General features: G+C 71.9%; 11 protein-coding genes and 1 pseudogene. All 12 read right to left on the bottom strand.

Translation table 11 applies throughout. The features are described 5' to 3' along the window. On the bottom strand, positions 1-1,180 hold a 1,180-nt coding region (locus E1284_RS32335; protein WP_131943955.1), incomplete at its 3' end, for an MCE family protein. After that, positions 1,180-2,277 carry an MlaD family protein gene (locus E1284_RS32330; protein WP_131943954.1) on the bottom strand — a complete coding sequence of 366 codons (1,098 nt, stop codon included), beginning with the start codon at positions 2,275-2,277 and terminating at the stop codon, positions 1,180-1,182. The genes E1284_RS32335 and E1284_RS32330, both read right to left, overlap by 1 nt. Then, complete coding sequence (locus tag E1284_RS32325) at positions 2,274-3,266, bottom strand: MCE family protein (protein ID WP_131943957.1); 993 nt, start codon at positions 3,264-3,266, stop codon at positions 2,274-2,276. The genes E1284_RS32330 and E1284_RS32325 overlap by 4 nt, the downstream gene beginning before the upstream one ends. Beyond that, a complete protein-coding gene (locus E1284_RS32320) occupies positions 3,266-4,384 on the bottom strand; it encodes an MCE family protein (protein ID WP_131943953.1) in 1,119 nt (372 codons plus the stop codon). The genes E1284_RS32325 and E1284_RS32320 overlap by 1 nt, the downstream gene beginning before the upstream one ends. Beyond that, the gene (locus E1284_RS32315; protein WP_131943952.1) at positions 4,381-5,415 is read right to left on the bottom strand and encodes an MCE family protein; all 1,035 of its coding nucleotides are present in this window, start codon (positions 5,413-5,415) and stop codon (positions 4,381-4,383) included. The genes E1284_RS32320 and E1284_RS32315 overlap by 4 nt, the downstream gene beginning before the upstream one ends. Then, positions 5,412-6,674 carry an MCE family protein gene (locus E1284_RS32310; protein WP_243714882.1) on the bottom strand — a complete coding sequence of 421 codons (1,263 nt, stop codon included), beginning with the start codon at positions 6,672-6,674 and terminating at the stop codon, positions 5,412-5,414. Before E1284_RS32310 ends, E1284_RS32315 begins: the two co-directional genes overlap by 4 nt. Continuing rightward, a complete protein-coding gene (locus E1284_RS32305) occupies positions 6,671-7,498 on the bottom strand; it encodes an MlaE family ABC transporter permease (RefSeq protein ID WP_131943951.1) in 828 nt (275 codons plus the stop codon). The genes E1284_RS32310 and E1284_RS32305 overlap by 4 nt, the downstream gene beginning before the upstream one ends. Positions 7,499-7,500: 2 nt before the next feature. Beyond that, on the bottom strand, positions 7,501-8,283 hold the full coding sequence (locus tag E1284_RS32300) for an MlaE family ABC transporter permease (protein WP_131943950.1): 783 nt from the start codon (positions 8,281-8,283) through the stop codon (positions 7,501-7,503). Between the two features lie 34 nt (positions 8,284-8,317). Next, positions 8,318-8,836: a hypothetical protein gene (locus E1284_RS32295; RefSeq protein WP_131943949.1), complete on the bottom strand. Its 519-nt coding sequence runs from the start codon at positions 8,834-8,836 to the stop codon at positions 8,318-8,320. A gap of 11 nt (positions 8,837-8,847) precedes the next feature. Continuing rightward, a complete protein-coding gene (locus E1284_RS32290; protein WP_131943948.1) occupies positions 8,848-10,089 on the bottom strand; it encodes a lipase family protein in 1,242 nt (413 codons plus the stop codon). Positions 10,090-10,099: 10 nt separating this feature from the next. Then, on the bottom strand, positions 10,100-11,209 hold the full coding sequence (locus E1284_RS32285) for a DUF6801 domain-containing protein (protein ID WP_131943947.1): 1,110 nt from the start codon (positions 11,207-11,209) through the stop codon (positions 10,100-10,102). 74 nt (positions 11,210-11,283) lie between these two features. Beyond that, positions 11,284-11,835, bottom strand: a pseudogene (locus tag E1284_RS41940) (fibronectin type III domain-containing protein); the annotation flags it as partial.

Here is an 11,835-nt window from a genome sequence, read left to right as displayed (position 1 = left end):
GGGCCAGGGCGCCGGGGAGGGCGGAGGTTCCGCCGGTGAGCACCGAGCCCGCGCGGGCCGGGGCCGGTACCGGCCCGCGCGGGGCGTTGGCGGCGCCGCGCACGTTGATGCCGGTGGACGGCGGTGCGGCGCAGTGGGCCGCCGTGTTGAGCGCCGGGGCGGGCGAGGTGTCGAGGCCGTTGCGGTACGTCGTGCCGCCGTAGCCGGACGTGCAGTTGGGCGGGTCGAAGAAGGTCGTGACCATCCCGAAGTTGAGCTTGCCGTCCTGCACGACGGACCTTCCGGAGGCGACCGCGTCCGGCAGCTTGGCGAGGAGCTGCTCCAGGCCGTCCGAGCGCGGCGCCAGGATGTCGGACGTGGTGAGCAGGTTCGCCACCAGGACGCTGAGGGACGGGTCCAGGTCCCGTATCAGTGTTCGGAACTCACCGGCGGCGCCGGGCGCGGTCGACACGAGGTTCCGGAAGGTCGGGTCGGATCTGCGCAGTTGCGCGGCGAGGAGCCGCGCGTTGCGTCCGAACGACGTGAGCGACGCGGCCTCCTCGTTCTGCGTGCGCAGGACGGTCTCGCCGTCGCCGATGAGGGACGTGGTCGGCCCGGCGTTCTCGTTCGCGGCCTGCGTGAGGGAGCGCGCGTTGTCGAGCAGGACCTGCAGGTTCGGTCCCTGCCCGGCGAACGCCTGGCCCAGCTCGCCGACGACCGTCCGCAGCGAGTCGGTCGGAACGGACGCGGCGAAGTCGTTGAGGCTGGTCAGGAGGTCCGTCACGGGCGCCGGCGTCGCGGTCGACGTGCGCGGGATGACCGAGCCGGACGCCAGGAACGGCCCGGACGCGGTGTCGGGCCGCAGGTCGATGTACTGCTCGCCGATCGCCGACCGGTTCGCCACGACGGCTCGCGTCCGCGCCGGAATGTCCGGCGCCGACTTCTCGATCTTCAGGTCGGCGAGCACGCCGTCGCCGGTCAGGTGCAGCGCTCCGACCCGCCCGACCGAGGTGCCCCGGTAGGTGACGTCGGCGTTCTCCGCGAGCCCGCCCGCCTCGGCGAGGTCGGTCCGCACCGTGTAGTAGTCGCGGTATCCGATATATCCGCCCAGGTCGGCGTAGTTGAGCCCGACATAGCCCATCGCGAGGGCGCCGACGATGAGGAAGACGATGTTCTTGACCCGGGTGGCGGCGGTGACCATCAGTCCCCCTGCGGCGGTGCGATCGGCGGAATGACCTGGGTGCCCGGACGCGCCGTGACCTGCAGGTACACGTTCAGGTAGTCGCCCTTGACCGCGGGCAGCACGGCGTCGGTGAACGGGTAGGTCAGCAGGACCTGGAGGGCGTCCGGCAGGTCGTGGCCGGCGTCGGACAGCTTCCGGAGCGTCGGTTCCAGGGCCTGCAAGTCGGCGATCAGGTCGTCCTTGCTCCGCCGGACGGTCGTGACGGCGACCCGCGACAGCTCGTCCAGGGACGCCAGCATCCGGACGAGCGCGCCGCGCTGCTCTTCGAGGACGGCGAGGCCGGGTTCGATGTCGTCGAGCGCGACGCCGATCTGCGCCTTGCGGCCGCGGAGCGTGGCCGACAGCCGGTTCAGGCCGTCGATGGCGTCGGTGATGCCCTTCTTGTTCGCGTCCAGGTCGCCGACGAGCCTGCGCGCCTGCTCCAGCAGCGACCGGACCTGCGGTTCGTTGCCGCCGAGCGCCCGGTTCAGCTCGCCGGTGATCGTCCGCAGCTGCGCGATGCCGCCGCCGTTGAGCAGCATCGACAGCGCGCCGAACACCTCCTCGACCTCGGGGTTCCGGTTCGTCCGCGACACGGGGATGACCGCGCCGTCCGCGAGAGTCCCGGTGCCCGCGGACGGCGCGTCCCCGCCCGGCGGGGCGCCGCCCGGCGCGGCGGCACCCCCCGGGACGTTCGTCGGACCCGCGCTGAGCTGGACGAACTTCTCGCCCAGCAGGCTCGACTGGCGCAGTTCGGCGCAGGCGTTCGCGGGCAGTTTCACGTCGTCGTCGACCTTCATCGTGACCTCGGCCGTCCAGCCTTCGCGGGGCAGGGAGACCTTCACGACCCGTCCGACCGCGACGTCGTTGACCTTCACCGCCGACTGCGGAACCAGGTTCAGCACGTTCGCGAACTGCGCCTTCACCGTGTACGGGTGGTCGCCGAGGTCGGCCCCGCCGGGCAGCGGAAGATCTTGGACCCCCGAGAACCCGCACCCGGCGAGGGCCGTGGAGGCGACTGCCAGACAGGCGATCCGCCGCAGCGCGGCGGGAGGACGGGGCGCGGGGCGGGTCATGGTGCCGCCTTTCGAGTGCCCGCCACCGGCAGCGGCGGGGTCAGTTCGCTCAGGTTCTGGCGGCCCATGAGGGTGCGGGTGCGCGGGTCGTAGGCGTTGAGGATGTTGGTCGCGTTCAGCGGCTGGACGTCGAGCGCCTCCGCCAGCGACCGCCGCTGCTTCACGAGCAACTGCGTGATCTTCGCGAGCTTCTCGACGTTCCCGGCGACCTGCTCGCGGTTGTCGTGGATGAAGACCTTGACCCGGGCGAGCGCCTCGGTGAGGGCCTTCAGCGCAGCGTCCAGCTCCCGCCGGTCGGCGGCGAGGAAGCCGGACACGTCCGCCAGCTGCCGCTCGGCCTGCCTGACCTGCCCGTCGTTCGTCTTCAGCATGGTCGTGAACGTCTGGAGGCCGCGGATCGTCGCGAACAGGTCCTGCTGCGACCCCGACAGCGTCTTCGCCGCCTGCGCCATCCGCTCGGTCGTGGTGCGGATGTCGCGGCCGTGGCCGCTCAGGTTCTCCGCGCCCGTCTCCAGGACCCGCGACATCGCGCCGTCCTTGTTGAGGCCCTTCGGCCCGAGGTCGGTGGCGAGCTTCTTGATGCTGTCGTAGACCTTGTCGAGTTCCATCGGCGTCGCCGTCCGGTCGGCCGGGATGACGGCGCCGGACGCCATCTTCGGCCCGGACGTGTAGGCGGGCGTCAGTTGCACGTACCGGTCGGCGACCAGGCTCGGCGCGACCGCGACCGCCTTCGCGCCGGCCGGGACGTCCACCCCGCGATCGACCGTCATGACGGCTCTGACCTGGGGCCCCTCGGCCCGGACGGAGTCGACGGTGCCGACCTTCACGCCGAGCACCCGGACGTCCGAGCCCTTGTAGATCCCGACCGCGTCGCGGAAGTAGACGGTGACCCGGGTGCCGGACGGTCCGTGCAGGGCCACGAAGGCGCCGGCGGCGGCGACGATGGCGATTCCGGCGGCGAGCAGCGGCGTGCCCAGTCTGCGCAGCATCACCGACCGCCGCCTTTCATCTGGGAGGACGACCCCCCAGGCCCCCCGGCAACTGCCTTTTTCGGCGGCATGCAGCCCTTCTCAGGTGCGCTCGGCCGGTACTCCCTCGGGACGAGCCCGCACAGGTACCCGTCCATCCAGCGGCCGTTGCCCAGCGAGTTGCCGAGCAGCCGCGTGTACGGCCCGGCCGTCTTCAGCGCCTTGTCGAGGTTGTCCTGGTTCTTCTGCAGCAGGTCGGTGACGCGGCCGAGCGCGCGCAGCGTCGGATCGAGCTGCTTCTGGTTGTCGTCGACAAGCCCGACGATCTGCCGCGACAGCTCCTGCGTCCCGGCCAGCAGCGCGTGGATCGCCTCGCGGCGCCGCCGGATCTCGCCGAGCAGCAGGTTCCCGTCGCGCAGCAGCGCCTCGATGTTCGTGCTCTGCTCCGACATCGTCCCGGTGACCTGCCGGGTGCCGGCGAGGAGCCGCGCGAGCTCGGCGTCCCGGGACGAGACGGTCTTCGACAGCGCCGAGACGCCGTCCAGGGCCTTGCGGACGCTCGGCGCCGTCCCGGCGAACGTCGTGGAGATCGCGTCGAGGCTCGCGGCGAGCTTCGCCGAGTCGATCTGTCCGACCGTCCCGGCGAGGTCGTCGAACGCCTCGGTCACGTCGTAGGGGGACGTCGTCCGGGTGAGCGGGATGCGGCGGCCGGGGTCCTGCCGGTGCGCGCCGAGCGGGTCGACGGCGAGGAACTTGTCGCCGAGCAGCGTCTTGATCGCGATCGCGACCGTGCTGGCGTCCCCGATCCAGGTGTCGCGGACGCGGAAGTCCACGGTGACCTTCGCGCCGTTCAGCCGGACGCCGGTGACCTCGCCGACCTTCACCCCGGCGACCCGCACCTCGTTGCCGGACCGCAGCCCGGCCGCCTCGCCGAAGTCCGCGCTGTAGCGGGTGCCGCCGCCGATGACCGGCAGGTCCCTGGCGTTGAACGACAGCAGCGCGGCGGCGGTGATCAGCGCGAGCGACACGACCGCGACGGCGATCGGGTTCCGCTCCCGGACGGGTTTCAGCCGTGGCCGGCCTCGTCTGGGGGGCCGACCCCCCAGGCCCCCCGGTTCGCTCCGCTCATTCCTGCTCATCCGCCGCACCTTTCCGCCGTCAACGGGATGCCGGTCGGCGGCGGGTGCTGCTCGCCCGGGTACTGCTTGTAGGTGACGCCGCTGAGGCCGGCCTCGCAGAGGTACAGGTTCAGCCATGACCCGTACGAGGCGATCCGCCCGATCGCCGCCATCTTCACCGGCAGCAGCCGCAGGAACGCGTCGACCTTCGGGGAGTCGTCCGAGAGGTTGCGCGACAGCCGCCCGAGCTGCTCGATGTCGCGCTTGAGCGGTGCGCGGCCGTCCTTCAGCAGGCCGGTGGTGGTCCCGGCGAGGTCGTCCAGCGCGCTGATCGCCTCGCCGATCGCGGTGCGGTCGGCGGCCAGGCCGGACACGAGCCGCCGCAGCGTCCCGATCAGGGTGCCGAGGTCGTCGCCGCGCCCGTTGATCGTGCCGAGGACGGCGTTCAGGTTGTCGATCACCTGCCCGATGACCGCGTCCTTGTCGGCGATGCCGCTGGTCAGCGACCCGATCGAGGACAGCAGGCCCTCGACCGTCCCGCCCTCGCCCTGCACGACCTGGATGATCGAGCCGGCGAGCCGGTTCACGTCCTTCGGCGACAGCGCCTGGAACAGCGGCTGGAAGCCGTTGAACAGCTGGGTCAGGTTCAGCGCGGGCGTCGTCCGCTCGACCGGGATCGTCGCACCGGGCGCCAGCGTCCCGGCTCCCCCGGCGCCGCGCTCCAGTTCGACGTACCGCTGCCCGATGAGGTTCAGGTACTTGATCGTCGCGGTGGACGATGCCGGGAGGCGGTGGCCTCGGCCGACGCCGAACGAGACGAGCGCGACCCGGTGCTCGACCACGCGGATCCGAGCGACCCGCCCGACCTCGACGCCCGCGATCCGGACGCTGTCGCCCTCGCGCAGGCCGGACGCGTCGGTGAACCGCGCCCCGTAGGAGACGGTGTCGCCGCCGCCCGCCCGCGTGATGCTGAGCGCCAGCATCGCCGTCGCGACCGCGGTCACCGCGACGAACGCGACCGACTTGGCCATCGGCGCCGCGAGGCTCTTCATCGCAGCCTCACCTCCGTCCCCCGGTAGATCGGGCCGAGCAGGACGCTGCTCCAGTCGGGCAGCGCCTCCGGAACCTCCTGGAGGCCGGGCGCGAGCAGTTCGTTGACGAGGCGGTTCTCCTCGGGGGAGTTCGGCGGGCCGAGCGCGCCGGGGGCGACGGCGACGGGCGAGTCCGCGTTGAGCGGCGCGGACTTCACGGTCGCGCCGACCGGGTAGCAGTGCGGGCCGCTCTTGTCGGTGTAGCGCGGACGGTCCCTGCCCGGCAGGTACCGCCCCTTGGACGGCAGCGTCTTCACGTTCACGTGCAGGCCCGGCTGCTCGGTGCCCTTGCCGAGCACCTCGTCCATCACGGGGACGAACTCGGTCAGCATCCGCAGCGTGCACGGGTACTCGGGCGCGTACTTCCGCAGCAGTTCCAGCGTCGGACGGCTCGCCGCCGCCAGCCGGATGACGTTGCCCGAGTTCTCGTGCAGGAAGTCGGAGAGGTCCTGGGACGCGTCCGTGACCGCCGCGTACAGCCTCGCCAGGTTCGTCCGCTGCTCGGCGATCGACCGGCTCGTGTAGGCGAAGTCGTTCAGCGCCTGCAGGATGTCGGGCGCGGCCTCGTCGTAGTGGCGGCCGACCTCGACGAGCCGCCTGATGTCGCGGTTCAGCGCGGGCACGCTCGGGTTGATCTTCTTCAGGTAGGCGTCCAGCTCGACCAGCGTCCGCCCGAGTTCGGTGCCGCGCCCGTCGAGCGCCTGCGACACGGCGGTGAGCGTGGCCGCCAGCTCGGCCGGCCGGACGGCGGTGAACAGCGGATACAGGGTGTCCATCACCTGCTGCAGCTCGATCGCGTTGGCCGACCTGTCCTGGCTGATCACGCTGCCGGCGGTGAGCCGCGCGCGGACCGGCGCGGCCGGCGGGATCAGTGCGACGAACCGCTGCCCGAACAGCGTCGTCGGGAGCAGCTGCGCCGACACGTTGCGCGGCAGCAGCCGCACCTTGTCGGGCTGGAGCGCCAGCTTCAGCGTCGCGACGCCGCCGTCCGAGGAGATCTCCCGGACCTCGCCGACGACCACGCCGCGCAGCTTCACGTCCGCGTGCGGATGCATCTCGCCGCCCGCGCTCGCCGTCTCCAGCGTCACCCACGTGACCTCGGTGAACTGCTTGTCGTAGACGGCGATCGACAGCCAGACCAGCAGCACCGGCACGAGCAGGAACGCCACGCCCGCGAGCCGCCTCGGCACCATCTCCCCGGCGCCGTCCCCGGCGCTCATCCGGCCACCTTGACCGTGGTGTTCGTCCCCCACAGCGCGAGGCTGAAGAAGAAGTCGCTGACGCTGATCAGCACGATGGACGTGCGGACCGCGCGGCCGACGGCGCGGCCCACACCGGCCGGTCCGCCGACCGCGCGGTAGCCGTAGTAGCAGTGCGACAGGATCACCAGGACGCTGAACACCAGCACCTTGAAGAACGACAGGACGACGTCCACGGGCGACAGGAACAGCCCGAAGTAGTGGTCGTACGTGCCGGCCGACTGCCCGTTGAACACGACTGTGACCTCGCGGGACGCCAGGTACGCGCACAGCAGCCCGATCGCGTACAGCGGGACGATCGCGACCGCGCCCGCGACGATCCGGGTCGTCACCAGGTACGGCAGCGACGGGATGCCCATCACCTCCAGGGCGTCCACCTCGTCGCTGATGCGCATCGCGCCGAGCTGCGCGGTGAACCCGGCGCCGACCGTCGCCGACAGCGCGAGGCCCGACACGACCGGGGCGATCTCGCGGGTGTTGATGTAGGCGGACGCGAACCCGGTGAACGCCGACGTCCCGATCTGCTGGAGCGCCGAGTAGCCCTGCATGCCGACGACGACGCCGGTCGCGAGCGTCATCGCGACCATGACGCCGATCGTCCCGCCGATGACGCCGAGGCCGCCGCTGCCGAACGCCACCTCGGCGAGCAGCCGCTGCACCTCCTTGCGGTAGCGGTGCAGCGCGCGCGGCGTCCACAGCAGCGCCCGGACGTAGAAGACGCCCTGGTCGCCGGGCTGGTCCAGCCAGGCGAACCAGCGGGTCGGGCCCGCTCTCAGCACGGCCATTCTCAGCCACCCTTCGGCGGGACGACCTGGAGGTAGATCCCGGTGATCACGAGGTTGAGCAGGAACAGGAGCAGGAAGGTGATGACGACCGCCTGGTTCACCACGTCGCCGACGCCCTTCGGCCCGCCCTTCGGGTTCAGGCCCCGGTAGGCGGCGACCACGCCGGCGACGAACCCGAACAGCAGCGCCTTCGCCTCGCCGACGTAGATGTCGGGGAGCTGGGCGAGCGCGGAGAAGCTCGCGACGTACGCGCCGGGCGTCCCGCCCTGCATCAGGACGTTGAAGAAGTAGCCGCCCGCGACGCCGACGACCGACACGAGGCCGTTGAGCAGGAACGCGACCGCCATGCAGGCGAGGACGCGCGGGACGACGAGCCGCTGGACCGGGGAGACGCCGAGCACCTCCATCGCGTCCAGCTCCTCCCGGATCGTCCGGGCGCCGATGTCCGCGCAGATCGTGGCGCCCGCGACCCCGGACACCAGCAGCGCCACGATCATCGGACTGGCCTGCTGGATGACGACCAGGACGCTCGCCGCGCCGGTGAACGACTGCGCGCCGAACTGCTGGGTGAGCGAGCCGACCTGGAGCGAGGTCACCGCGCCGAACGGGATCGACACGAGGGCCGTCGGCAGGATCGTGACACTGGCGATGAACCAGAACTGCTCCACGAACTCGCGGAACTGGAACGGCCGCCGGACCGACATGCCGAGCACGGTCGCGGCCAGCGCGAACATCCGGCCGGCTTCACGCAGCGCGCCCACCGGATATCCGAGCACGGGCGTCATGATCCGACCTCCTCTCCCACTCGGTGCGTCCCGTTCAGCTCGTGCAGGCCGGGGCCTTGGCGAACGCCGCGTTCAACGTCGGGTCCTTGCGCAAGTCCTGTTCGGGGCCCTGGTAGCTGCTGTAGCGGCCGAACGCCTTCCCGATCTGGCCGACCGCGCGCCGCAGCGACTTCTTGTCGTCCACCTTCGCCCGCTCCAGTTGCCGGGACGCGGTGGTGACGGTCGAGTGCGTGCTGGTCAGGTTGCGCATCGCGCCGGAGAGCAGCGCCTGGCCGTTGTCGACGGGCGGCGCGCCGAGCCCGGACAGGCCCGTCTCCAGCGTCCGCATCCGGGCGGAGATGCTCTCCAGCAGCTTCACCAGCGACGCCTTGGACTTCAGGACGTCGGCGCCGTCCAGCTTCGGCACCTGCAGCGGGGCGCCCTGCGCCATGACGCCGCACGCCTTGGCCGCCCACGCGACCTCGGGCGGCTCCTTCTTCTCCGAGCCGCAGCCGGCCGCGGAAAGGACCACCACCGAGGCCAGCGCCACCGGCGCGATGAATCGCCGAACCATGTCTTCCTCCTTCAGCAATCGGACGTGGCGGTCTTTCCGGCGAACCGGTCCGCGAGGAACGCCATCGCGTCCGCGTTGCCGCGGTGGACGAGCGTGATGTGGCTGATGCCGTCCCATGCCTTCCAGGTGACGGGCACGCCGAGCTTGCAGTAGTTGTCGCGCAGTTCCTCGGCCTGGCCGAACGCGACGATCTCGTCCGCCGTCGAGTGGTACTGGAAGACCGGGACCTTGACCGGCTCGGTGCCGAGCTGGTTCTCCGCGACCCGGTTCAGCCACGCCTCGTTCGCGAACGGGCTGGTGGTGAAGTAGTCCCCGATCGTCTTGCCCTGGTAGTCGAGCAGCAGCTCGAGCGTGCACCCGCGGTCTTCCAGCCCGCCGACCATGGCGCGGCCGGCGTCGTTCAGGTAGGAGTCCAGGTTCAGCTCGGGATAGGCGTGGTCCAGGCCGACGATCTCGTACAGCAGGAACCCGAAGGGCTTCGTCCCCTCCAGCGGCAGGCCCACGGCGGCGAGGTCGGCCGGCACGCCGCCGCCGACGACGCCGGTGAGCTTCAGCTCCGGCGCGTACGCGGGCTGCTTCTGCCCCGCCCACATCGCGGCGGCGCCGCCCTGCGAGTAGCCGCGGAACGCGACCTTCGCGCCGTCCGACAGCCCCGCCTCGGGCAGCCGCTGCGCCGCGCGCACCGCGTCGATGACCGCGTACCCCATCGAGCCGACCACGTAGGTGGTGGCCGGGTCCTCGTGGTAGCCCTCGTAGTCAGTGACGGCGACCGCGTAGCCCTTCGCGAGCATCTCGTTGAGCGCGGCCTGCTCGTAGAAGGCGCCCTGGTCGATGAACCGCGACGGCGCGCAGCGGAACGCGGGCCCGCTGGTGCCGGGCCCGAACCCGACGATCGGGGCGGACGCCGGGTCCGCCTTCTTCGGCACCAGCACCATCCCGGTCACCGCGACCGGGGCGCCCATCGCGTTCGTGGACAGGTACATGACCTGCCACGCGTCGGCGAGCGTCCGCGCGGTGGGCGGTCCCGCCTTGGCCGGACGCGCCCGGATGACGTCCCCGGGCGCTCCGGCGGGCAGCGGCGACGGCGGCGTGGAGAACGCGTCCCCCGCGGGCCCCGGCTCGGCGGCGGGCGCGGCCGGCCGCGCGGCGGCCGCGGGCTGCGCGGCGGCGGTGCCCGGGACGGCGACCGCGCCGGCCAGCAGGACTCCGGCGACGGCGATCGGCAGCCCGCGCCGGCGGGAGTGGGTCGGCATCGTCCGGCTCCTAGTTCTTCGGGGTGAGGGTGACGGTGATGGCGTTGCCAGGACCGGCCAGCGCGGAGCTGAGGGCGCCGGTCAGGAGGCCGCAGTCGACCAGCGGGGCCAGCGTGTAGACGCCCTTGAGGTCGCCGCCGGTCTCGGGGTCGAAGCCGGGCGCGGAGGCCAGGGTGATGTCGGACGGCGCCGAGGCGCGGCAGGTGTCGCCGCCGCCGATCGGGATGGCGCCGAAGGCGTTGAAGGCCGGGAAGGTCGCGGTCACCTTGGACGTGGTGGTGAGGACACCGTCCTTGTAGGTTCCGGTTCCGCTCTGCGCGGCGAACGCGATGTCGGCCGTCATGGGGAGGAAGCCGAGGAGCTGGAACTGGGCCTTGGACGGGTCGAGGGTGAGGCCGGCGGTGACGTCCTGCCCGTTGATCTCGGTGGTCAGCGCGCCGGTCAGCGGGACGTTCGCCGTCTTGATGGTGGTCGTGCCCTTGAGCGCGTACCCGTGGCCGGCCGGTTCGTTGTCGTCGACGATGTCGAAGCTCGCGAGGACGTTGTTCTGGCCCGGGTCCTGCGTGCATTCGGATTCGAAGGTGCCGAGCCCGGATTCGCCGCCGTCGTCCGTCCTCGGGGTGAGCGTCAGGACGAGGTCCCCGACCGAGATCTCGCCGGTGCCGGCCTGGGTGAAGGTGAGGTCGGGCGCCGTGCCGCGCCCCTTGACGGTGAAGCCGCCGGACGCGGGGATCGCCGTCTTCTCCAGGACGGAGTCGACCGCGACGGCCAGGCCGTCCGGCATCTCGGGGACGGTCAGGGTCGCGTCCGCCAGCGCGTGCCCTTCGAGCGTCGTCGCGTACAGCGCGGTGAGGCCGCGCGCGGACTCGGCGTTCACCGCCGACACCGAGTCGACGACGATGCCCGGCATCGTCGCGCCGACGGACACGCGGTCGGGGACGTCGGCGGTGAGGCCGACGTGCACCGGCTGCGGGCCGAGCAGGGGGAACGTGCAGTGGTAGTCCAGGCCGAGGGCGGCCGTGGCGGCGGCCGGCGCGGCGGTGGCGGGGGCCGCGCAGGCGAGGCCGGCCGCGGCCAGGGCGGCGGCGAGCGCGGCGGCGATTGCGTTGCGGTTTCTCACGTGTCGACCTCGTTGCGGGGCCGGCCCCCGCCGCTTCCGGTGCGGCGGGGGCCGCCTCTCTAGGGACCGTCCGCTCAGGCCTTGGGCGTGAGGGTCAGGTCGATGGTGTTGCCGTCACCGGCGGTGAACAGGCTGAGGATGCCGGTCAGCGGTCCGCAGTTCTCGATGTCGGACAGCGAGTACGTGCCGCTGATCTTGCCGCCGGCGCCCGGGTCGAAGAACTCGCCCGCGGCCGACTGCAGCTTGACGTCGGACGGCTCCTTGGTCTGGCACTGGTCGCCGCCGCCCAGCGGGATGGCGCCGAACGCCTTGAACGACGACAGCTTGGTGATGACCTTGGTGTTGGTCGTCAGCTGCCCGTCCTTGTAGAGGCCGGTCGTGGCGCCCTGCGAGTTGAGGCCGATGTCGGCGGTCACCGGCAGGAAGCCGAGGATCTGGAAGTTGCCCTTGGTCGGGTCGAGCTTCAGGTCCGCGGTGACCTCGCCCGTGTCCAGGTTGAGGTCGGCGCCGACGGAGCCCGTCAGCGGCGCCTTGCCGTTCGGGCCCTTCACGAACGTCTCGCCGGCGATCGTGAAGTCGTAGTGCTCACCGCCACCACCGGGGGGCGTGGGGGTGGGGGTCGGAGG

The sequence above is a fragment of the Actinomadura bangladeshensis genome (assembly GCF_004348335.1).
Taxonomy (GTDB): Bacteria; Actinomycetota; Actinomycetes; order Streptosporangiales; family Streptosporangiaceae; genus Spirillospora; species Spirillospora bangladeshensis.
This window is presented reverse-complemented; position numbering and strand designations above follow the sequence as displayed.